Origin of the sequence: Streptomyces sp. NPDC050636 (assembly GCF_040654775.1) — a bacterium.
GTDB lineage: Bacteria > Actinomycetota > Actinomycetes > Streptomycetales > Streptomycetaceae > Streptomyces.
The window spans coordinates 157189-179731 of record NZ_JBFAIP010000008.1; the positions used below are offsets into that span (position 1 = coordinate 157189).

Below are 22543 nucleotides of genomic sequence, written 5' to 3' on the forward strand. Positions count from 1 at the left end.
CGTGTGGTGGGTGCGGCGTATGTCCGTGAAGCACAGACATGTCCCTGACCAGGACGGATACGTAAGGGTAGCGGCCTGCACCGGGCTCATCGTGGGACCCCGCGCCTTGTGTGGTGGGCCATCCGGGGGGCTGATGGCGGGATGCGGTTTCGGCCATGGGCCGTTCGTTGTGGCGGGGCGGTGAGTGGCCGGCGGGACGGGAGCGTTGTGCCTGATCAGAGGTGGGGCCTTGGCGCCGGGGACGATTCGTCAGGCGTGGCGTGACGCTTCGTATGGCAGTGGGGTGACGCTTCGAAGGCGGCCGCATGACGCCTCGAACGGCGGCCGCATGACGCCTCGGATGGCAGCGCTTGGCCCTTCGTACGGCGCCGCAAAGGCTCGTAGTCCCCTCGGATTCACCGCGAGTTCATGTTTGCGACGCCGTCCGGCGGGGCGGCGGGCCTACCGTCACGGCGAATCGAACGAAGAGAACGAAGAGAACGAATCGTTCGAAGCGTTTTACGCGTTTTACGGAGGGGAAAGCGTGCGCAAGTTTCTGCCGCTGATCGGCTCGCATCCCGGCGGGCGTTCGGCCATGACGTGCCGGTACCGCTGTGGTGACGCCTGTTTTCATGAGACGCCCAATGTGAGCGATAACGAATATGTCGGTGATGTCATCGCCGGTGCGCTGTCGCGGCGTTCGATGGTGCGGGCGGCCGCGGTGGTGACGGTCGCGGCCGCGGCCGGCGGTGCCGTGCTGGCCGGGACGGGAGCGCCGCAGGCCGTTGCCGCGCCTGCCGCGGACCGGAACGACCTCCGTGGGAAGGGCGGGAAGGCCGCGCGTGGGCTGCGGTTCCCGGTTGTCGCGCCGAACACCGTCGACGATGTGGTCGTTCCCGAGGGGTATGCGCAGAATATCGTCATCCGCTGGGGCGACCCGATTCTGCGTGGTGCGCCGGCCTTCGACCCCGATCGGCAGTCGGCCAAGGCGCAGGCGGGGCAGTTCGGTTACAACAACGACTACATGGCCGTGCTGGAGGTGCCGGGCGAGCGGCACCGGCAGCTGTTGGTGATCAACCACGAGTACACGGACGAGCAGCTGATGTTCGCCGGGTACGACGCGGACGCGCCGACGCGGGAGCAGGCCGAGATCGGCTGGGCGGCGCACGGCCTGTCCGTACTCGTCGCGCAGGAGGAGCAGCGCACCGGCCGGCTGACGGCGGTGACCCGGCACCACCTCAACCGCCGGATCACCGGGACCACGCCGTTCGAGGTCACCGGGCCGGCGGCGGGCAGCGATCTGCTGAAGACGTCCGCGGACCCCGACGGCACCCGCATTCTCGGCACGCTGAACAACTGCGGTGGCGGTATCACTCCGTGGGGCACCGTGCTGTCGGGTGAGGAGAATTTCAACCAGTACTTCGCCAATGGGGGGTCCGTTACCGATCCGGTGGCCGCCGCGCGCCTCAAGCGGTACGGGATTGCGGGGGCCGCCAGTGAGCGGAAGTGGGAGCGGTTCGACACGCGTTTCGATGTGGCGCGCGAGCCGAATGAGGTGAACCGGTTCGGGTGGGTCGTGGAAATCGATCCGTACGATCCCGAGTCGACGCCGCGGAAGCTGACGGCGCTGGGGCGGTTCAAGCACGAGGCTGCCGAGCCGCGGCTGACGGACGATGGCCGGCCCGTGCTCTATATGGGCGATGACGAGAAGTTCGATTACTTCTACAAGTTCGTTTCCGCGAAGCGGATGAAGAGGGGCAGCGGACGGGACGCCCGGGAGCACAATCGGACGCTGCTGGACGAAGGGACGTTGTACGTCGCCAAGTTCACGGGGGACAGCGCGCCGGCGGAGATCGACGGTTCCGGGAAGCTGCCGAAGGACGGGGAGTTCGACGGGTCCGGGAAATGGATTCCGCTGGCCAGCGGCGATACGTCGTATGTGCCGGGGATGACGGCGGAAGAGGTGTACGTCTTCACGCGGATGGCCGCCGACAAGGTGGGCGCCACGAAGATGGACCGGCCGGAGGACGTCGAGCCCAGCCCGCGTACCGGGCGGGTCTATGTCGCGCTGACGAACAACAGCGATCGCGGCAAGGCGGGGAAGGCCGCCGCGGATGAGGTCAATCCGCGGAACAGCAACAAGCACGGGCAGATTCTGGAGTTGAGCGAGCTGTGGGGCGACCCGTCGGCGGACCGCTTCCACTGGCGGCTGTTCCTGGTCTGCGGCGATCCCGAGGACCCGGCCACATACTTCGGCGGATTTCCGAAGGATCAGGTCAGCCCGATTTCCTGCCCGGACAACATCACGTTCGATGCCTACGGAAATCTGTGGATCTCGACGGACGGGAATGCGCTGGGCAGCCACGACGGACTGTTCGGGGTGGCGACCGCGGGCGAACGGCGCGGTGAGGTCAAGCAGTTCCTGACCGTGCCGACGGGGGCCGAGACCTGTGGGCCGATCGTGCAGAACCGCAGGGTGATGATCGCCGTGCAGCATCCGGGCGAGGTGGACGGTGCGAGCGTCGAGAAGCCGGCGTCGCAATGGCCGGACGGGGCGGGGACGTTGGTCCGGCCGTCCGTGGTGACCGTGTGGCGGGAGGACGGGCGGGACATCGGGAGGTGATCCCGTGAAGTACGCATGACCTGGGCGCCCCTGTAACCGGGGGGAGGGGCGCCCAGCCGGACGTACGCCACCGCCCAGGCGTACGTCCGGCACTCTCGTCCCGCCTTTTGTGGCTATCTGCCCCATCCCACATCACGCCCCGGAAACGGAACGGCAAGAGCTGGGTAAGGATTAGTCGCTCAGGTATCCGATACGCAGTTGTGCCCGTCTTCTCCGGTGACCATTGTCCGGAGCCGTCCGTTGTGCCACTAGGCGGCCGGTAATGAAGGCAAGAACCCTTTCTGGGTGACGGGAGATGTGGGCGCATGGGGCTGACCAGTCAGTCGCTCGAATACACGGTGATCGTGGTGGCATTGGCCTGCGTGGCCGCCACGGTGTGGCTCTGGCCCCGGTTGTCGCGGCAGGGCGTACGGCCCATCCTGGGCAGGCTCGGCGCCATCGTGCTCACCCAGATCTCCATCGTGTGCGCCCTCGCTCTCGCGGTGAATTCCAGCTTCGAGTTCTACGGCAACTGGGACGAACTGCTGGGCAACAACGAGGAGGCCCCGGCGTCCGTGAGCCAGGGCGGCGGGGCGTACGCCGCGGTCGGCAACATGAATGGCGGGCTGGTCCAACCGGCCGGTCCGCAGGGTCTCGATCGGGTGAGCGGGCTCCCGCAAGGTACCCCCGACAAGGTCGGCAAGGTCGAGTCCGTACGGTTCATCGGCCGCCGGTCGCGGGCCATCAATCCCGGATTCGTCTATCTTCCGCCGCAGTATTTCCAGCCGCAGTTCCGTCGGCAGCGGTTCCCCGTCATGGTCGTCATCAGCGGCTATCCCGGCGGGATCATGAATCTCGCGCAGCATCTTCAGGTGCCGCAGAACGCGGGCAAACTGATCGCGCAGGGCAAGATGCAGCCGACCGTGCTCGTGATGGTCCGGCCGACGATCGCGCCGCCGCGGGACACCGAGTGCGTGGATGTTCCGGGCGGGCCGCAGGCCGAGACGTTCTTCACCAAGGATCTGCCGGACGCACTGAAGTCGGCCTATCGGGTGGGCCGTGACCCCAGTGCCTGGGGCGCGTTCGGCTATTCGTCCGGTGGTACGTGCTCGCTTCAGCTGGCGATGCGCAACCCGAAGGTCTACACGTCCGCGGTGTCGCTCTCCGGTGACTTCGCGATCAAGGACGACCTCACCACCGGCAGCCTTTTCGGCTCCGGCGAGGCCGGTGCGCGGCGGGAGCGTGAGCACGATCTGTTGTGGCGGCTGAAGCATCTGCCCGCGCCGCAGGTTTCCGCGCTGGTCGCCAGCAGCCGCAAGGGCGAGCAGGGGTACGGCGACACGATGAAGTTCATTCGTGCGGCGAAGGCGCCGATGATGGTCGACTCGATCATCCTGCCGCAGGGCAGCCACCAGTTCACGACATGGCGCCGGGAGGTCGCCCCGGCGCTGGAGTGGCAGAGCCGGCAGCTGACGTTCCCGCAGGACACGGAGGCCGTTCCGCCGCCCAAGCCGGAGCCGAAGCCGAAGCCGGGTGCGGGACCGGCGAAGGAGTCGGGGCGGGGGTGATGCCCCCGCGCCGCCCCGGCGGTCGTCACGGCGGCCGGGGCGGCGATCGTCACGGCAGCGTCACTGCCTCATGGCCGGTAGACCATCCCCGGCTCCGGCTTGGCCGGTGACAGCAGCTGGGAGACGGTGACGATCGTGAAGCCGCGCTTCTTGAGCTCCTTGAGGATGCCCGGGACGGCCGGCACGGTGCCCTTGTAGATGTCGTGCAGCAGGATGATGCCGTCCCGCTCGGTCTGGTCCAGCACCCGCTTGGTGATCAGCGCGGAGTCGTTGGTCTGGTAGTCCTTCGCGGTCACACTCCACAGGACCTGCGCCAGGCCGAGATCGCGGCTGATCTTGGAGACCTCTCCATCGGTCTTCCCCTGCGGCGGGCGCATCAGTGTGGGCTTCTTGCCGGTGATCTTCTGGACCGCGTCCTGGGTGCGGGACAGCTCCAGCTTGGCCTTCGCCGGCTCGATCTCGGTCAGGATCTCGTGTGACCAGGTGTGGTTGGCCAGCTCGTGGCCCTCGGCGTCGATCCGCTTCACGTCGGCCGGGCGCTTGACGACGTGGTTCTTGCCGAGCATGAAGAAGGTCGCATGCATCTTCTCCTTCTTCAGGATGTCCAGCAGCCGGGGCGTGTTCTCGCTGGGGCCCGCGTCGAAGGTGAGCGCGACGCACTTGGCTTTGCGGCAGTCGACGTCGTCGCCGTCCGCGCTCTTGGCCGGGGAGTTCCCGCCCTTCCCTGCCCCGCCCTTCGCGTCCTTCGCCTTCACGTCGGCCGCCGGTGCGTCGTCCCGGGCGTCGGCCGGCGCGGTGACGTCGTAGGTGGCGCAGCTGCTGAGGGCCAGGACCAGGGACGTGGCCGCCAGCAGCCCGGCTATGGCCTTGCTGCGGGCCGCGGACATCTTCTTCGGCATGCGAGGTCTCTCTTCGGACGCGGGCGACGGGATAGGGGCCTCCCCTGCTCGAACGCAGTCGAGAGCTTGGGGAAGGGTCCGTGACCTGCGCTTTGAGACGGCTTTCGGGCAGCTTTGAGGCAGCTTGCAGGTGGCCTTTCCGGCGGCCTTCGGGCATGGCGAAGCTGACGCGGACGAGCCGTGGCTCGCCGCGCCGACCAGTGGTCGAACGGACTCCAGGAACTATACATAGGCAGTACACACTGTGTGTATACGTGAGGTGTCTACATGGCATGAGTAGGGCAACACCCCGATCGGACGCGCCCCGCGCGACACCCCGTCCCGCCCGCGATGGACTCGTACCGTGACCGCCCCGCCGGACGACTGCCTGGCCCGCAACGACTGGATCTGCGGCGACTACCTGAGCACCCGCCGCCAGATCCTGCTCGACGCGTCGGTCGAGCACGTCCAGCTGACGGTGATCTCCGTGGGCCTCGGGCTGGTGATCGCGGTCCCGCTGGCGCTGCTGGCCCGTCGCAGGCGCTGGACGGTCGGCCCGGTGCTGGGCATCACCACCGTGATCTACACGATCCCGTCGCTGGCGATGTTCTCCCTGCTGCTGCCGCTCTACGGGCTCTCCGCCACCCTCGTCGTGGTCGGCCTCGCCCTCTACTCCCTCACCCTTCTCGTACGGAACCTCCTGGCGGGGCTGGCCGGCGTGCCCGCCGAGGCCAAGGAGGCCGCCCGCGGCATGGGCTACGGGCCGATGCGCCAACTGCTCACCGTCGAGCTGCCGTTGGCGTTGCCCGCGGCGATGGCCGGGCTGCGGATCGCCACCGTCTCGGCGGTCGCGCTCACCACCGTCGGGGCGATCGTCGGACACGGCGGCCTGGGCAACCTCATCTACGCCGGGATGAACTCCTTCTTCAAGGCGCAGGTGCTCACCGCGTCCGTGCTGTGCGTGATCATCGCGGTCGCCTTCGACCTGCTGCTGCTCGGCGCGGAACGCCTGCTCACCCCATGGCGGCGGGCCGCCCGCAGGACCCGGCCGCGCGCCCGGACGGCGGGACCGAAGCGGCTGGTCACCGCTCCCGGGCAGCGGACATGAACACCCTTTCCGCGGTCTGGACATGGCTGACCACCGCCGCCAACTGGTACGGCGAGAACGGCGTCTGGAACAGGCTCGGCCAGCACCTCGTACTGACCGTCGTCTGCCTCATCATCAGCGCCCTGATCGCGCTGCCCATCGCGCTGACCCTCGGCCACCTGGGGCGCGGCGGTGCGCTCGCCGTCAACCTCGCCAACATCGGCCGCGCGGTGCCGACCTTCGCCGTACTGGTGCTGCTTCTGCTCACCCCCATCGGGCAGTACGGGGAGTGGCCGACGGTCATCGCACTGGTGCTGTTCGCCATTCCGCCGCTGCTGACCAATGCGTACGTCGGGATGCGCGAGGTGGACCAGGACGTGGTGCGGGCGGCGCGGGGCATGGGGATGACCGGTACGCAGCTGGTGTGGCGGGTCGAGGTGCCGCTGGCGTTCCCGCTCGTGCTGACCGGCGTACGGATCGCCGCCGTCCAGCTCGTCGCCACCGCCACCCTCGCCGCGCTGGTGGGCGGCGGCGGGCTCGGCCGGATCATCACCGCGGGCTTCAACCTCGCCAGCACACCGCAGGTGGTGGCCGGCGCGGTGATCGTCGCCGTGTTCGCGCTGCTGATGGAGGCCGCGTTCGAGATCGGGCAGCGGTTCGCGCCGCCGTGGGTGCGCGGGCGGGTCCGGTGAGGGCGGGGAGCGGGAGAAGCGCGCGCCGGACACCGGTTCCGTACGTCTGCGCGCTTCTGCTTCTCCTCGCCGCCTGCACCAGCGGCCCCTCCCTGGAGAACCGTGGCGCGATCACCGCCCCGCCCGGTGACAGCCGCGACCTGTCCATCGGCTCGGCCGGCTTCACCGAGAGCGAGCTGCTCGCCCGGATGTACGCGGCGCTGCTCGACGAGGCCGGGTACCGGACCGACATCCTCACCGTCGGCAACCGCGAGCTGTACGAACCCGCCCTGGAGAACGGCCAGGTCGATGTCGTCCCGGAGTATGCCGCCACCTTCGCGGACTGGCTCAACGCCAAGACCAATGGGCCGGAGGCCGCCCCGGTCGCCTCGCCCGACCTCGCCGCCACCATGGCCGCCCTGCGCGGGCTCGCCACCCCTCGCGGGCTCACCGTCCTCCCGGCCGGCCGGGCCGTCGACCAGAACGCCTTCGCGGTGAGCGCCGCCTACGCCGCCAAGCACCGCCTCAGAACCCTCAGCGATCTGGGCCGCGCCAAGCTGCCCGTACGGCTGGCGGCGGGCGATGAATGTGTTCAGCGGCCGTTCTGTGCACCGGGGCTGAAGAAGACCTACGGGATCAACGTGACCGCCGTCGACCCGAAAGGCGTCGGGACCACGCCCGCCAAACAGGCCGTCCAAAGCGGGCAGGACCAGATGGTGCTGACCACCAGTACGGACGCCACCCTCGACCAGTTCGGCCTGGTGCTCCTCGCCGATGACAAGAAACTGCAGAACGCCGACAATGTCGTTCCGGTCGTCAACCGCGCACGGGTCGGCAGTGAACGGGCCGCCGCTGCGCTCAACCGCCTCAACACGGTCCTGACCACCGCCGATCTGGCGCGCCTCAATGAACAGGTCGACAGCTGGCGGCGGTTGCCGGCGGATGTGGCCCGCAACTACCTGAAGTCCAAAGGGTTGTTGCGGAAGAGCTGACACAACTCGCCGGCCCAGGAGGCTGTTTCACGTGAAACGCTGCCGCCCGGACGACGTTTCACGTGAAACGCCGCCCTCCTCATTCTGAAAGGGCCGAGGCTCATTCCGTAGGGACCGAGTCCACCGTCGCCCGGTGCCGCGGGACACCGCGTTCGTCCGACCCGATCGTGCGGCGCAGTGCCTCGTGGAGCTTTGCCGGGGTCAGGACGCCCAGGAAGCGGCGGTCGTCCAGGACCGCGATCCAGCCGGCGTCATGCTTGAGCATCTCGCTGAATGCCTGCTTCAGAGTGCCGCTCACCGGGACCCAGGCCTCCATACGGCGGGCCCGGTCGGCTACGGTTCCGGTCGCCTCGGACAGCTCGTCGACGCCCACCCAGCCATGCAGTTCGCCGTCGCCGTCCAGGACGACGGCCCATCGGGCGCCGTCCGTGCGCATCCGGGCCGATGCCTGGCCGGCCGGTTCGTCGAGCCGGGCGAAGGGCGGCCGCTCCAGGTCGTCGCGGTCGATGCCGGTGACCGAGAGCTGCTTCAACGCGCGGTCGCTGCCGACGAATTCGGCGACGTAGGGGGAGGCGGGGGCGCCGAGCACACTCGCGGGGGTGTCGTACTGCTCGATCCGGCCCTCCCCGTAGACCGCGATCCGGTCGCCGAGCCGGATGGCCTCCTCGATGTCGTGGGTGACCAGCAGCACCGTTTTGTGCATGGTGGCCTGGAGGCGCAGGAACTCCTTCTGGAGGCGGTCGCGGACGACCGGGTCGACGGCGCCGAACGGCTCGTCCATGAGGAGTACGGGCGGGTCCGCGGCGAGTGCGCGGGCGACACCCACGCGCTGGCGCTGACCGCCGGACAGCTGCTCGGGGTAGCGCGGGCCGTAGACGGCCGGGTCCAGGCCGACCATGTCGAGGAGCTCGGCGGCCCGCGCCCGTGCCTTTGCCCTCTTCCAGCCGGTCAGGAACGGCACCGTCGCGGTGTTGTCGAGGACGGTGCGGTGCGGGAAGAGGCCGGTCTGCTGGATGACATAGCCCATCCGGCGGCGCAGTTGGACCGGGTCGGCCTCGGAGATATCGGAGCCCTCGACGAAGATCCGCCCGTCGGTGGGGTCGATGAGCCGGTTGACCATCATCATCGTGGTGGTCTTGCCGCAGCCCGACGGGCCGACGAGGGTCACCAGCTCGCCCTCGTTCACCTCGAACGAGAGGTTGTCGACGGCGGTGGTCCCGTCCGGGTAGCGCTTGGTGACGGAATCGAACCGGATCATTGACTCATTGATCCATTGAAGCCCGAGGCCCGCCACCGGAGCGTCAGCCGGGCAGCCGATCCGGGAAGACGACCCGCACCGTCAGGCCGCCGCCCGGGTTGGGGTGGGCGGTGGCCGTGGCGGCGTGCGCGCGGGCGATGGACGCCACGATGGACAGGCCCAGACCCGCGCCCTCGCCGGGGGCGTGCCGGCGCTCCTCCAGGCGGCGGAACGGCTCGAAGAGGTAGGGGATGGAGTCGGCGGGGACGGCCGGTCCGGTGTTGGTGATCTCCAGGGTGCGGCCGTCGACGCGGACGGTGATGCGGCCGTCGGGCTGGTTGTGGCGTACCGCGTTGGCGACCAGATTGCGTACGAGATGGGCGAGCAGGACGGGGTCGCCGTCGACGGTCAGCGGGCAGGTATCGGTGCCGACGGCCGACGATGGGGGTGCCCCCTGCTCCTCAAGAGCTCGGGGGAGGGTATCGGTGGCGATCGTCAGGCCGCGCTGCCAGGCGTCGTCGGCGTATTCGGCGGCGACGGTCGCGGTGAGCGCGCCGAGCGCCACCGGCTCACGGCGCTGCAATCCCTGGTCGGAGACGGACAACAGCAACAGCCCCTCGATCAGCTGCTCGCTGTCCTCGGCGACCTCGATCAGCTTGCCGCGGATGCGCCGTACGTTGGCCGGGTCCGGGTCGGCGAGACCGATCTCGGCGGCGGCGCGCTGCACGGCGAGCGGGGTGCGCAGTTCGTGCGCGGCGTTGGCGGCGAACCGCTGCTGCGCGGAGACCAGATGCTCGATGCGGTCGAGCATGCCGTCGAAGGTGTCGGCGAGGTGCTTGAGTTCGCCGGGCGGCGCGTCCAGCGCGATGCGTTCGTGCAGGTTGGCGGCGGACAGCCGGCGGGCGGTGCTGGTGATCACCGAGACCGGGCGCAGTACGCGGCCGGCCATCCACCAGGCCAGCGCCACCGAGATCACGGCGAAGAGCAGCAGCGCGATCAGGGAGACGGTCAGCAGACGGCTGAGCGCGGCCTGTTCGGCGGCGTCGGTGATGTTCCTGGTGGCGCTGTAGAGGCCGCCGTCGCCGAACGGCAGGTGGGTTCCGGGGGCGGGGGAGGCGGGCGCCATGGTGCGGGCGGGGACGGGTATGCCGGTGGTGGCGCCGGACGGCGCGAGGGGGCCGGGCCGGATGGGGGCGGCGGTGGTGACGGCTGTGATCAGGGTGGAGTAGAGGCCCTGCCGTACGAGGAAATAGACCAGGCCGATGAGCATTGCGCCGGCCAGCACCAGCAGTCCGCCGTAGAGGCCGGTGAGCTGGACGCGTTCGCTGCCGGGGAGCCAGCGGCGGCCCAGCGGGCAGCGGGCGAACGGACGGCGGTCCGAGAGGGAGGAGGTCATCCTTCGTCACCCGTTCGCTGACCGTCGCTCATCGGCTGCCCGCTGTCCGTCCGTGCCCCGCCGCTCATTCGGTAGCCCGCGCCCGGGACGGTTTCGATCACCGGTGGCTCGCCGAGCTTGGCGCGCAGCTTGCTGAGCGTGACGCGGACCGCGTTGGTGCGGTAGCTGGTGTGCTCCTCCCAGACCTCCTCGATCAGGTCATCGCCGCTGACCACCGCCCCCTGGGCACGCAGCAGCACCTCCAGGACCCCGAATTCCTTGCGTGAGAGGGCGAGCTGACGGCCGTCGCGGACGGCGAGCCGGCGCGCTGTGTCGACGGTGACACCGGCCTGTTCGATGACCGGCGGCAGCGCGGGCCGGGCGCGGCGGCCGAGCGCCAGGACCCGGGCGAGCAGCTCCGCGTACGCGAAGGGCTTGGTCAGGTAGTCGTCGGCGCCCAGGCCCAGGCCGTCCACCCGGTCGCTCACCGTGCCGGACGCGGTGAGCATCAACACCCTGGTCAGCAGCTGCTGCTGGACGACATGGCGGCAGACCTCATCGCCGTGCAGGCCGGGCAGATCGCGGTCCAGGACGAGCACGTCGTAGGCGCCGAGCCGGAGCTTGGCCAGCGCCTCGCGGCCGTCGTGGGCGACATCGGCCGCGATCGCGTCGCGGCGCAGCCCCTCGGCAATCATTTCGGCGAGGAATTCCTCGTCCTCCACCACCAGAACGCGCATGGCGTCATGTGTACCCGAGGAGCACCTTTCGGCGATGTAAACACCATCGACGCGAGGCCGCGCACCAGCGAATTCACCGCCGTGGAGCCACGGCCGGCCGTCCTTCTCGGCGATATGGCTGTTCCCTGCTCGCCCATCCCCCTGTGCGTTTCTTGTCCCTTCCCTGTGCATTCTCTGTTCGCTCCCGTCTGCCCGTTAGAGAAACGAAATGCGGCCCGGTGCCAGCCTCTGCAGCGTCGGTCACATCCGTATTCGGCACGGAGGAAATCCATGAGGCAGCGCAGGGCGTCGGTCGCGGCGGCATCGTTGATGGCGGGTCTGGCGATCTTCGCCACCGCCTGCTCCGGCGGGGGCGGGAGCGGCAACGGCAAGGGCGCCGACTCGGACGCGAACGGCAAGGGAAAGGAAGCCGACGCGGCGTACAAGCACCGCCAGTGCCTGCGGGAGCACGGCGTGAAGGTCCAGGAGCCCAAGGCGGGTGAGGACCCGCGCAGCATGGTCGTCGGCAGCGATTCGAAGACCGATCCGGAAACGATGAAAAAGGCCTTCAAGGCATGCCAGTCCAGTGGTCCCAATGCCGGTAAGAACGGGCCGAGCCAGGCCGACAAGGACAAGGCGCTGAAGTACGCCCGGTGTATGCGGGAGAACGGCTTCAACATGCCCGACCCGAAGTTCGGCGACGGAATGCAGAAGGCGATGCCCATTCCGCAGGGCGCGGAGAAGAAGAAGTTCGACAAGGCCAACAAGGCGTGTGGTGGCCAGAATGCCGGCTGAGGCGGACACGGCGGGAGGCCCGGCCGTCGCCCCGGCACGGGGCCCGGCCGTCGCCCCACGCCGCCGGAAGACGAAGTATCTGGTCTCCGCGCTGGTCGTCGCCGCCCTGCTGGCCGGCGGCGGCGCGGCGGTCGGCTCGGTCACCGGACGGCCGGACCCCGGGCCGCAGCGCGGCGGCAGGAGCGCCCTTCCGCCGGCCACCGACACCGTCGCACGGCAGGACCTCAGCAGCAGCACCCAGGTCGACGGCACGCTCGGCTACGCCAGGGAACGCAAGGTCAACGGCGGTGCGGCCGGCACCCTGACCTGGCTCCCGGCCACCGGCTCCACAGTGGCGAGGGACGGCGCGCTCTACGAGGTCGACGGCCACAAGGTCCGGCTGATGTACGGCGAGAAGCCGATGTACCGGTCCTTGAAGGAGGGCGACGAGGGCGACGACGTGCGTCAGTTGAAGGAGAATCTGCGCGCGCTGGGATACGGGGACGCGCTGGCCGTGGACGACGAGTTCACGGCCGGCACCACCGATGCCGTCAAGCGCTGGCAGAAGGCGCACGATCTGAAGCAGACCGGCACCACCGGCCCGGACCAGATCTCCTTCCAGCCCGGCTCGGTGCGGATCAACAAGAAGGACATGGCGGTCGGTGACCAGTCCGCGCCCGGCCGGCCGGTGCTGACCACCACCGGGTCCGCGCGGGAGGTCCTGATCAAGCTCGATGTCGAGCAGGCCGATCTGGCGAAGCCCGGCACCGAGGTCACCGTGAACCTGCCCGGCGGCAGCACCGCCCAGGGCAAGGTCGCCTCCGTCGACCGGACGGTCACCGAGGAGGGCAGCGACCCCGGGGGCAAGACCCCCAAGATCACCGCCCGGATCACCTTCGAGGACCCGGGCAAGGTCACCTCCTTCGACCGCTCGCCGGTCACTGTCGACGTCGTCGGCGAGGTCCGCAAGGACGTACTGACCGTGCCGGTCAACGCGCTGCTCGCGCTCCCCGGCGGCGGCTTCGGCGTCCAGGTCGTCGAGGGCGGCAAGGCACGCGAAGTACGGGTGAAGCTGGGCATGTTCGGGGAGGGCCGGGTGGAGATCTCCGGCGGCGGCCTCAAGGAGGGCACGAAGGTCGGGGTGCCGAAGGCATGAACCCCGCCACGGACCTCACTCCCGGAACTCCCGGAACTCCCAACCCTCCGGCCGTCGTCGACCGCACCGATCACGTCGTCGAGCTCGCCGGGGTCACCAAGGAATACCCCGGCGGGGTCGCCGCGCTGCGCGGGGTGGACCTGCGGGTGGCGCGCGCCGAACTGCTGGCCATCGTCGGCCCGTCCGGCTCCGGCAAATCCACCCTGCTGCACATCGTCGGCACCCTGGACCGCCCGACGGCCGGCGCGGTCACCATCGCGGGCCACGACATCGCCAAGCTGAGCGACCGCAAGGTCTCCGCGCTGCGCGCCCAGCACATCGGCTTTGTCTTCCAGTCCTTCCACCTTGTGCCCGGCATCAGTGCGCGGGACAACGTGGCCGAGGGGCTGCTCTACTCCGGGCTGCCGCGCGCCGAGCGCCGTCGGCGGGCGGCGGACGCGCTGGAGCGGGTGGGCCTAGCGGACCGGATGTCGCACCGCCCGCACGAGCTGTCGGGCGGTCAGAAGCAGCGGGTGGCCATCGCGCGGGCGGTGGTCGGCGAACCGGATCTGCTCCTGGCCGACGAACCGACCGGCGCGCTGGACTCCGCTTCCGGAGCGGCGGTCATGGCGCTGCTGCACGACCTCAACAAGGAGGGCGCCACCATCGCCGTCATCACCCACGACAGCGAGATCGCCGCACAGTTGCCCCGGCAGGTGCGGATCCGTGACGGCCAGGTGGTCGCGGACGGGGGGCGGCCGACCGCCGCCACCGGGAGCGCCGAGCGATGAGCCGAGCGACGAGACGTACCAGGACCGCCAGGCTCTCCCCGGCGTCCCTCGGCCCGCGCGACGTCCTGCACGTCGGCTCCGCGGGGCTGCGCACCCGCCCGATGCGGGTCGTGCTGTCCGCCCTGGGGATCGCCATCGGCATCGCCACGATGATCGCGGTGGTCGGCATCTCCGCCTCCAGCAAGGCCCAACTCCTTCGGAAACTGGACGCATTGGGCACGAACATGCTGGTCGTCTCGCCCGGCCAGGGGCTGTTCGGGGAGAAGGTGAAGCTGTCGAAGGACGCCCCCGGCATGGTGGGGAGGATCGACGGGGTGCGGCAGGTCGGGGCCACCGGCGATCTGAGCCAGTCGGTACGGCGCAGCGAGAAGATCCCGGCGGAGGAGACCGGCGGCATCACGCTCAAGGCCGCCGACGAGGGGCTGTTGCGCACCCTGCGCGGCTCGATGGCGTCCGGCACCTGGCTCAACGCCGCCAACGGCCGCTACCCGTCGGTCGTCCTCGGCCATGTCAGCGCGCAGCGGCTCGGCATCAGCGGACCCGGCCAGCAGGTCTACATCGACGGCCGGTACTTCACCGTCGTCGGCATCCTCGGCCCGCTGCCGCTCGCCCCGGAGATCGAGCGGTCCGCCCTCGTGGGCTGGTCCGCCGCGGGCAGGCTGCTCGCCTTCGACGGCCACCCCACCTCCCTCTACGAGCGGTCGACGGACGCCTCCGTGCATGCCGTACGCGATCTCATCCCGCACACCGTCGATCCCGAGAACCCGCGCAACGTCCAGGTCACCGACCCGTCCTCGGCGCTCCAGGCCAAGGCGGCGACCGAGGGCGCGTTCACGAATCTGCTGCTCGGGCTGGGCGGGGTGGCGCTGCTGGTCGGCGGTGTCGGCGTCGCCAACACCATGATCATCTCGGTGCTGGAACGCCGGCACGAGATCGGGCTGCGCCGCTCCATGGGCGCCACCCGCGGCCAGATCCGGCTGCAGTTCGTGACCGAGTCGCTGCTGCTGTCGGGGCTGGGCGGGGTCGCCGGCATCGTCCTGGGCGCCGCCGCCACCTACGCCTTCGCGGCCTCGGGCGGCATGCCGTGGGTGGTGCCTCTCTGGGCGGTCGGCGGTGGCTTCGGCGCGACGCTGGTGATCGGCACCGTCGCCGGCCTCTACCCGGCCGTACGCGCCGCCCGCCTGTCGCCGACGCTCGCCCTGCAGGCCGTGTAGGGCGAGGGAACCCTGGCCGGGCGTGGGGGCCCGGCCGGGGTTCCGTCCGCCGGACAGGCCGGTCGGGCCAGGACAGGGGCCGGTCGGGCCAGGACCGGGGGGCCGTAAGAGTTGCTTCCGGGGCACCGCCTACCGTCCTGCCGCATCCGGCCCCACCGGCGTGCTTACGATCCACACCGGCCACCGGTCGGAAGGGTGGAAGGGAACGCCACGATGAGAGCCGTAGCAGTCAGCGCATTCGGTGCACAGCCGCAGCTCATGGATCTGCCACAGCCCGAACCAGGGCCGGGGGAGGTCCTGGTGCGGCTGGCCGCCGCCGGACTCAACCCCGTCGACTGGAAGCTCGCCGACGGTACGTTCGGCGATGCCGTGCCGGCCTCCTTCCCCCTGGTCCTGGGGACGGACGGCGCGGGCGAGGTGCTCGCGACCGGCACCGGGGTACGGCGCTTCACGGTCGGCGACGCGGTCTTCGGTCAGTTCCAGCGGCCGGAGCAGGGCGGCGGCTCGTACTGCGAACTGGCGGTCGCCGACGAGAACGCCATCGCCCCGGCCGCCCGCAGCGTCACCTACGCCACTTCCGCGGCACTGCCGACGGCCGGCATGACCGCGTACAACCTCGTCGAGGAGACCCGGGTCAGCGAGGGCCGACGGGTTCTGATCGTCGGCGCGACCGGCGGCGTCGGCACCCTCGCCACCCAGCTCGCGGCCGGCCGCGGCGCCGAGGTGATCGCCACCGCCCGCCCCGCCAAGGCCGAGCTGATGCGGACGCTGGGCGCCGCCGAAACCGTCGACCACACCGCGGGCCGCGTCGCCGACCAGGTCCTGGCGGCCCACCCGGACGGCGTCGATGTCCTCATCGATCTGGCCAGCGGCCCCGAGGAGTTCGACGAGATGACCCGGACCGTACGGGACGGCGGCACGGCCGTCTCCACCATCGGCTCGGCCGACGCGGACGCCCTGACCGAGAAGAACCTCCGCGGCTTCAACTTCGTCAACCGCCCGTCCCCCCAGCTCCTGGACATCCTCGCCGGCCAGGTCGACGCGGGCCGTCTGACGGTTCTCGTGGGCCGCGAGGTCGCCTTGGAAGAGGCTTCGGACGTCCTCACGGCGAGCCGCAACGGGCGGGCGCAGGGGAAGACGGTGCTGGCGATCTCAGGCTGACGGGCCGTCCGGGGCACGGCACACGGCTGCCCGTCTCCGGACGCCCGCCCCGAAATCCGCTGGTGCCCCGCCCGGCCGCGCGGGCAGTCTGTCCGCCATGTCGACGCCCCAGCACCAGATCCGTGCCGACCACGACGCCGGCACCGTCGTCGTCTACCAGGCGTACCCGCCGTCCGTCGCCGATCCGGCCCTCCGGGCGGGGCGGTTCGTGCCGCCGTTCTCGTTCCACCGCATGACCTGGATCAAGCCGTCGTTCAGGTGGCTCATGCACCGCAGCAACTGGGCGCAGAAGCCGGGCCAGCAGCGCGTCCTGGCGGTGCGGATCGCCCGCGAGGGGTGGGAAGAGGCGCTTTCCCAGGGCGTGTTGACGACCGCGGACCCGGGGGACGTCGCGCGGGCCGCGGTGCATGTGCAGTGGGACCCCGAACGCTCACTGCGGGGCGCGGCACTCGATCACTACAGCATCCAGGTCGGTATCGGCCGTGACCTGATCCGTACGTTCGCCGAGGAGTGGGTGGTGGGCCTCACCGATCTCACGGCGCAGGTGCGGAAGGCCGCCGCGCTGGTGCGGGGCGGCCAGGCCGCGAAGGCGCGTCGGCTGGTTCCCCAGGAGCGGGTGTACCCGGTGTCCCGGACGACCGCGGCCCGGCTGGGCATCGACGGCTGAGCGGTTGACCGAGGTCAGCCCCTCTCCGCGGCTGACTCCCGGTCACCAGGCCCTGATCACCGGGCAGCCCCTAAGGCCGCGGCCGGGCCATCGAACGCAGCGCGCGGGCCATCGGCGGTAGCGCGGCTGCGGCCGTGGCCGTCAGCAGCGCGATGCCGATGACGACCCAGACACTCGTACGCAGCGAGCCCGTGAGCGTGTCCGCGCACGCATCGGCGGCCGGGCGGGAGACCGCGGCGGGCAGCGCGTCCAGCGTGCGGGTGCGGATCAGCGCCAGCGCCGCGGCCAGCAGGGCGGCGGCCGTCGCGCAGCCCGCCGCGGCGCAGATCAGGGCCCGCCGCCGGCGCCGTGCCAGCAGCAGGCCGGACAGCAGACAGAGCGCCGCGGTCGGTGGCAGCAGCAGCGCTCCGGTGCGTACGGCCTGGTAGACGGAGCGGACGCGGGGGATGTCCGGGGACTTCAGCAGCACGATCCGGGCGCCGGTGCGCGGCACCCGGCGGGCGATGTCGATGCCCAGGCCGTTGCCGGACAGCTGGTGTTTGACACGTGCGATGACCGGCGTGAAGTCCACCGTCACCGGGGCGTTGCCGGACGCCGTCAGGGTGCCGTCCAGGGCCTGGTGCGCGGTGCGGTGCACACCGTTCCAGACGCCCGGGAAGGAGCGGCCGGTGACGACCTGGCGCACCTGTTTGTCGACGAACTCGCGGATGCCGCGGGTGAAACGCAGGCGCTGTGCGGGCCGTTCGGCGCGCGGGATGACCTTCAGCAGCCCGTCGAGCCGGACATGCTGCATCACCCCGTTCGTCACATCGTCGACGATGGCGTTCTGGACGGCGCGGTTCGCGGCGAGCGGGGCGACCGTCCGCACATAGCGCTCGGTGTCGGTGAGCTCGGCACGGGCCCACACGGCGGCCAGACTCAACGGCAGCAGCAGGGCCCCGACCAGCAGCAGAAACCACCCGCCCAGCGCACGCCCTGCGCGCCGGGGCCGCGCCGGCAGCCGTTCCGCCTCCACCGCCCGGCCGCCGACGCGTACGGGTGCGCTCGCTGGCATCGCGTCCTGGTCCTTCCTGCCCGGCGGACTACGTACGGCCATGTATCAGGCAAGCCGGAACGGCCCCCGCCCGCGAGCGGGGACGGTGCCAACGGGTGACCGGAGGAGCGGCCTCCCGCCCCTCCGGTCACCCGTTGGCCCGCCCGGAGGTGCCGCGCGGGCCGGTGCGCCCTTCACTGTCGGTAGCAAGAAACGTCACCCTTCGGGAGCCCCGAGCGAAGGCACCCACGGACCGTGGCCGCCGCAACGCCGTCGGCCGTCGGGAGTACGCATGTCATCGCCACCGCCCGCAGCCGGCCGTCCCTCCGAACACGCCACCCCGCTGCGTCCCAAGGGTGCGCTGCGGCGTATCGGCGAATGGTGTGCCCGCCACTTCGTGACCGTCATCGTCCTATGGCTGGCCGCCCTGGTCGGACTCCAAGCGCTCGGGCGTGCACACGGCGGCGATTACTCGGACAACTTCACCCTTCCGGGCTCCCAGGCGCAGCACGGCCTCGACGTCCTCAAGGCGCACGAACCCACCGCCGGCGGATACGGCGCCCAGATCGTGCTGCACGACACTGCCAAGCCGCTCACCGACGTCAGCGGGCAGATCGCGACCGTCGTGACGAGTCTGCAGAAGCTGCCCCATGTGCTCAGCGCGCAGAGCCCCCTGCCCGCACCCGGAACCACGCCACCACCCGCCGGGGCCCACAACGTCGGGCCGCTCTCCACCGACGCCAAGACGGCCTACATCACCGTCCGATTCGACGTCCAGCCGTCCACGCTGGGCTCCACCTACCTGGACGGGGTGGACACGGCCGTCCAGCCGCTGCGCGCAGCCGGCGTGACCGTGGAGTACGGGGGCCCGCTCGGCGAACTGGCCCGGCCCGAACCCGACGACCGGGTCAGCGAGGCGATCGGCTTCGGCGTGGCGATCCTGGTGCTGCTGCTGGGCTTCGGCAGCATCGTGGCGGCGGCACTGCCCCTGGTCACCGCGCTCATCGCGGTGATCTGCGGACTGGCCCTCCTGGGACTGGTGGCCGCGGCGTTCACCTTCGCCACGGTCTCGCCGACGCTCGCCACGATGATCGGTCTCGGTGTCGGCATCGACTACTCGCTCTTCCTGATCACCCGGCACCGCCAGAACCTCATGAACGGGCAGCACCCGGTGACCGCGGCCGGCCTCGCGACGGCCACCAGCGGCCGCGCCGTACTGGTCTCCGGCTGTACGGTCGTCATCGCTCTGTCGGGCCTGTGGGTCTCCGGAATCAGCTTCATCGGCAAGCTGGGCCTGGCCGCCGCCGTCACCGTGGTCACAGCCGTGCTCGGCGCGCTCACCCTGGTACCCGCAATGCTCGGACTGTTCGGCCGACGCATCGACAAGCTGCGGGTACGCAAGCCCGTCGCCGAGACCGACGCCGAACCCGGCGAGGCCCACGGCACCTGGCACCGTTACGCCCAGCGCGTGGAGCGCCGCCCGTGGTGGTTCCTGGCATCCGGCGTGGCGGTCCTGGCCGTCCTTGCGATCCCGCTTTTCTCCATACAGCTCGGACACATCGGCGACGGAGCCGATCCGAAGTCCTTCACCGACCGGCGCGCTTTCGACCTGATGTTCGCTGCCTTCGGTCCCGGTTCGAACGGACCCATGACCCTCGTCATCGACCAGACCGACGTCCCGCAGGCCGACCGCGCCGCACTCGCCACCGCCGCGCAGAACGCCTTGAGCGATGTGCCCGACGCAGCGACGATCACCCCGTTGAAGCCCACCTCGGACGGCGATGTGCTGATCGGCACCGCGTACTCCGTGGCCGCCCCCCAGGACGAGAGAACCACCCAACTCGTCAACCACCTCGTGGACGACGTCCTGCCCCAGGCGGTGTCCGGTACCGATGCCCGTACCTATGTGACGGGCACAACCGCCGCCCAAGTCGACTTCCTGGACATCGTCTCCAGCAGGCTGCCCCTGATCATCGCCGTGGTCGTCGGCCTCGCCTTCGTCGTCATCCTCGCCGTCTTCCGGGGCGTGCTCGTCGCCGTCAAGGCGGCTGTGCTCAACGTGCTGTCGATCGCCGCCGCGTACGGCGTCGTCGTGGCCGTCTTCCAGTGGGGCTGGGGCGGTCCGGCACTCGGGGTCTCCGGCGACGTACCGATCGAGAGCTACGTACCGATGATGATGTTCGCCATCCTCTTCGGACTCAGCATGGACTACGAGATCTTCCTCCTCACCCGCGTCCACGAAGCCTGGCTGCGCACCCGTGACCCGAAGGCGAGCGTCGCCCACGCCCTGGAGATCACCGCGCGCGTCATCACCTGCGCCGCGCTCATCATGGTCAGCGTCTTCGCCGCCTTCATCATCAGCGACAACATCGTGGTGAAGATGCTCGGCCTGGGACTCGCTGCCAGCGTGCTCATCGACGCGACCATCGTCCGGCTGCTTCTCGTGCCCGCGGTCATGACCCTGCTCGGCGAGTCCGCCTGGTGGACACCCCGCTGGCTCGACCGGCTCATTCCCCAGGTGGCGACCGAGGGGGAGGCCGAGACCGCCGCCACTGCGACCGGACCGGCGGCGCGCGGGGAGCCGGCCGGGTGAGCGCGCGGCAGCTGCCGACCCCCGCGTGGCAGCTGCCGCGCCCGCGCACTCGAACTCACGTCCTCCAGGGTGTCGGAACGCGGCCGGTGAGTCGTGAGTGCTGAGTGCACAACTGTGTTGGCAATGCGTTCACTCGTGGCTGTGGAGGGCCTGGTGCCGGTGGTCGGTGGGGGTGGTGCCGTAGGCGGTGCGGTAGGCGCGGCTGAAGTCGGTTGCGCGGGGGAATCCCCAGCGGGTGGCGATGGCGTGGATGGGGATGGTGTGGAGTGCTGGGTCGGTGAGGTCGCGGCGGGCCGCCTCCAGTCGTCGCCGACGGATCCAGGCGGCGACTGTGGCGTCCTCGTCCTGGAAGAGGCGATGCAGATAGCTGGTGGAGATGTGGTGCGCGGCGGCGATCGTGGCTGGGGTGAGGTGCGGGTCGTGCAGGTTGTCCCGGATGAACGCCTGGATGCGCAGGGTGAGGGTCCGTCGGTGGGTCTCCGGGGGGAGGCAGTTCCCGGCTTCGAGCAGGTGGGCGAAGAGCGCGGCGGCCAGATCGGTCAGGACCGTGCCCAGTCGGGGCCCGTCGGCGGGCTGGTACGGGGTGGTGTCCTGGATGAGTTGGGTCAGGAACCGTCCCAGGAGGGCGCCCATCCCGTCCCGGGCCGACACCGGCGCCCCCACTATCCGGCGGGCCACGTCGCGCGGTAGCGGCACCAGGGCCTTGGGAATCTCCAGCGCCACCGTCTGGACCGGGGTCCCGGCGCTGTGGACGTCGTTCGGCAGCGAGGAGGAGTTGATGAACACGTCGTACGGCTTGTACTGGGTTTCCCGGTGCCTCCACACACCTGCCCCGCTCCCGCGTACGACGAGTGAGAGATGGTACGCCTCGGGGTCGGACTGCCGGATCAGCTTCGGTGTGCGCCGGAAGACCAGCGGCTGGAAGGCGGCAGACCACACGGTGACAGCACCGAGGTCCAGCACGCGCTGGGAAGCCTGGAAGTCGTCGACGTAGTCGCTGCGCAGCTCCATGGGGGCATGGGTACGCCCCAGGAGCTCGGCCCAGTAGTCAAACCGGTCCGGCGCGGGCACGTCGTCACTGTGGAACGCCAGCTCGTCCAACAACAGTCTTTCCCCGATTCTGAAACCGCAGGTCAAAGGGCGCTCCCACCAGGTGATACACGGTGTGCTGGACGCTGCGGTTCCATGCCGCGGCGGCCCCCGCGCAGGCCCGTTGCATGCGGCGACGGTAGTACGGCGGCCGGACGGCACACCTAGGGCCGGTCCGATGGGTCAGGGTCGGAAAGGCCCTAGTTGTGCTGTCCCGGCACGTTGGTGACACGCGTGCTGGGTGCTTGAACGGGTGAGGGCCTTCTGGGTTCGGTGTGGATTGCGACACTCCACCGGTACTCAGGAGGCCCTCGTGTCCCACCGTAATGCCCCGCTGACCCCGACCGGCAGGCTGCGTCTGGCGCGGTGCGTCGTGGACGACGGGTGGCCGCTGCGCCGGGCGGCCGAGCGTTTCCAGGTCAGCCACACCACCGCCGCCCGCTGGGCAGCGCGTTACCGGCAGATGGGCACTGCGGGCATGTGCGACCGCTCCAGCCGCCCGCACCACCAGCCGCGCCGCACCCCGGCCGCCGTCGAGAACCACGTCGTGCGCCTGCGACGCGAGCACCGCATCGGACCAGTGCGGCTGGCCACCCGCTGCGGTGTTGCCGCCTCCACCGCCCACCGGATCCTGACCCGTCACGGCCTGCCTGCGCTCGCCGCCTGCGACCGGGCCACCGGCCAACCCGTACGCCGCTACGAACGAGCCCGGCCAGGCGAACTGGTCCACATCGACGTCAAGAAGCTCGGCCGCATCCCAGACGGCGGCGGCCACAAGGTCCTCGGCAGGGCAGCCGGACGCAAGAACCGCAACGGCGCCGGAACCGCCTACCTGCACACCGCCCTGGACGACCACTCCCGCCTGGCCTACACCGAAGATCTCTCCGACGAAACAGCAGCCACCTGCGCCGGCTTTCTCACCCGCGCAACAGCCTGGTTCGCCGCCCGGGGCATCACCGTTGAACGCGTGCTGACCGACAA

General features: G+C 70.4%; 19 protein-coding genes. 13 read left to right on the forward strand and 6 right to left on the reverse strand.

Going from position 1 to position 22543, the window contains the following annotated elements; translation table 11 throughout:
• The first annotated feature begins 523 nt into the window (after positions 1-523).
• Positions 524-2602, forward strand: coding sequence for a PhoX family phosphatase (locus AB0I10_RS11150; protein ID WP_363152100.1), 2079 nt, complete (start codon positions 524-526; stop codon positions 2600-2602).
• A gap of 305 nt (positions 2603-2907) precedes the next feature.
• Positions 2908-4149 (forward strand): alpha/beta hydrolase-fold protein, encoded by a 1242-nt coding sequence (locus AB0I10_RS11155; protein ID WP_363152101.1) that lies wholly within the window; start codon positions 2908-2910, stop codon positions 4147-4149.
• A gap of 68 nt (positions 4150-4217) precedes the next feature.
• Here AB0I10_RS11155 and AB0I10_RS11160 read toward each other — a convergent pair whose 3' ends face one another.
• The gene (locus tag AB0I10_RS11160) at positions 4218-5048 is read right to left on the reverse strand and encodes a polysaccharide deacetylase family protein (protein WP_363152102.1); all 831 of its coding nucleotides are present in this window, start codon (positions 5046-5048) and stop codon (positions 4218-4220) included.
• Between the two features lie 343 nt (positions 5049-5391).
• Here AB0I10_RS11160 and AB0I10_RS11165 point away from each other — a divergent pair, with 343 nt between their 5' ends.
• The 3 genes from AB0I10_RS11165 to AB0I10_RS11175 are packed head-to-tail and all read left to right on the forward strand — an operon-like array spanning position 5392 to position 7777.
• On the forward strand, positions 5392-6135 hold the full coding sequence (locus AB0I10_RS11165; RefSeq protein ID WP_363152103.1) for an ABC transporter permease: 744 nt from the start codon (positions 5392-5394) through the stop codon (positions 6133-6135).
• On the forward strand, positions 6132-6806 hold the full coding sequence (locus AB0I10_RS11170) for an ABC transporter permease subunit (protein WP_363152104.1): 675 nt from the start codon (positions 6132-6134) through the stop codon (positions 6804-6806). The genes AB0I10_RS11165 and AB0I10_RS11170 overlap by 4 nt, the downstream gene beginning before the upstream one ends.
• Positions 6803-7777, forward strand: coding sequence for an ABC transporter substrate-binding protein (locus AB0I10_RS11175; protein WP_363152105.1), 975 nt, complete (start codon positions 6803-6805; stop codon positions 7775-7777). Before AB0I10_RS11170 ends, AB0I10_RS11175 begins: the two co-directional genes overlap by 4 nt.
• A 100-nt stretch (positions 7778-7877) precedes the next feature.
• On the opposite strand, the gene AB0I10_RS11180 is transcribed toward AB0I10_RS11175, so the two are convergent.
• The 3 genes from AB0I10_RS11180 to AB0I10_RS11190 are packed head-to-tail and all read right to left on the reverse strand — an operon-like array spanning position 7878 to position 11126.
• A complete protein-coding gene (locus AB0I10_RS11180) occupies positions 7878-9035 on the reverse strand; it encodes a betaine/proline/choline family ABC transporter ATP-binding protein (RefSeq protein WP_363152106.1) in 1158 nt (385 codons plus the stop codon).
• Between the two features lie 43 nt (positions 9036-9078).
• Complete coding sequence (locus AB0I10_RS11185; protein WP_363152107.1) at positions 9079-10410, reverse strand: ATP-binding protein; 1332 nt, start codon at positions 10408-10410, stop codon at positions 9079-9081.
• On the reverse strand, positions 10407-11126 hold the full coding sequence (locus tag AB0I10_RS11190) for a response regulator transcription factor (protein WP_363152108.1): 720 nt from the start codon (positions 11124-11126) through the stop codon (positions 10407-10409). Before AB0I10_RS11190 ends, AB0I10_RS11185 begins: the two co-directional genes overlap by 4 nt.
• Positions 11127-11396: 270 nt before the next feature.
• Here AB0I10_RS11190 and AB0I10_RS11195 point away from each other — a divergent pair, with 270 nt between their 5' ends.
• From AB0I10_RS11195 to AB0I10_RS11220, 6 genes are all read left to right on the forward strand, one after another.
• Positions 11397-11900: a hypothetical protein gene (locus AB0I10_RS11195; protein ID WP_363152109.1), complete on the forward strand. Its 504-nt coding sequence runs from the start codon at positions 11397-11399 to the stop codon at positions 11898-11900.
• Positions 11890-13035: a peptidoglycan-binding protein gene (locus AB0I10_RS11200; RefSeq protein WP_363152110.1), complete on the forward strand. Its 1146-nt coding sequence runs from the start codon at positions 11890-11892 to the stop codon at positions 13033-13035. Before AB0I10_RS11195 ends, AB0I10_RS11200 begins: the two co-directional genes overlap by 11 nt.
• Entirely contained in the window at positions 13032-13805 is a 774-nt protein-coding gene (locus AB0I10_RS11205; protein WP_363152111.1) for an ABC transporter ATP-binding protein, read from the forward strand. Before AB0I10_RS11200 ends, AB0I10_RS11205 begins: the two co-directional genes overlap by 4 nt.
• Positions 13802-15019, forward strand: a complete 1218-nt coding sequence (locus AB0I10_RS11210) for an ABC transporter permease (RefSeq protein ID WP_363152112.1) — start codon at positions 13802-13804, stop codon at positions 15017-15019. Before AB0I10_RS11205 ends, AB0I10_RS11210 begins: the two co-directional genes overlap by 4 nt.
• 213 nt (positions 15020-15232) lie before the next feature.
• Positions 15233-16180, forward strand: coding sequence for an NADP-dependent oxidoreductase (locus AB0I10_RS11215; RefSeq protein ID WP_363152113.1), 948 nt, complete (start codon positions 15233-15235; stop codon positions 16178-16180).
• A 97-nt stretch (positions 16181-16277) separates the two neighbouring features.
• A complete protein-coding gene (locus AB0I10_RS11220; protein WP_363152114.1) occupies positions 16278-16847 on the forward strand; it encodes a DUF4291 domain-containing protein in 570 nt (189 codons plus the stop codon).
• 70 nt (positions 16848-16917) lie between these two features.
• Here the strand turns inward: AB0I10_RS11220 and AB0I10_RS11225 are convergent, their stop codons facing one another.
• A complete protein-coding gene (locus tag AB0I10_RS11225) occupies positions 16918-17901 on the reverse strand; it encodes a hypothetical protein (RefSeq protein WP_363152115.1) in 984 nt (327 codons plus the stop codon).
• 271 nt (positions 17902-18172) lie between these two features.
• Here AB0I10_RS11225 and AB0I10_RS11230 point away from each other — a divergent pair, with 271 nt between their 5' ends.
• On the forward strand, positions 18173-20473 hold the full coding sequence (locus tag AB0I10_RS11230; protein ID WP_363152116.1) for an MMPL family transporter: 2301 nt from the start codon (positions 18173-18175) through the stop codon (positions 20471-20473).
• Between the two features lie 129 nt (positions 20474-20602).
• Here AB0I10_RS11230 and AB0I10_RS11235 read toward each other — a convergent pair whose 3' ends face one another.
• A complete protein-coding gene (locus AB0I10_RS11235) occupies positions 20603-21577 on the reverse strand; it encodes a helix-turn-helix domain-containing protein (protein ID WP_363152117.1) in 975 nt (324 codons plus the stop codon).
• A gap of 298 nt (positions 21578-21875) precedes the next feature.
• Between AB0I10_RS11235 and AB0I10_RS11240 the strand changes: the two genes are divergently transcribed.
• The coding region (locus tag AB0I10_RS11240; protein ID WP_363152118.1) for an IS481 family transposase at positions 21876-22543 on the forward strand (668 nt) is incomplete at its 3' end.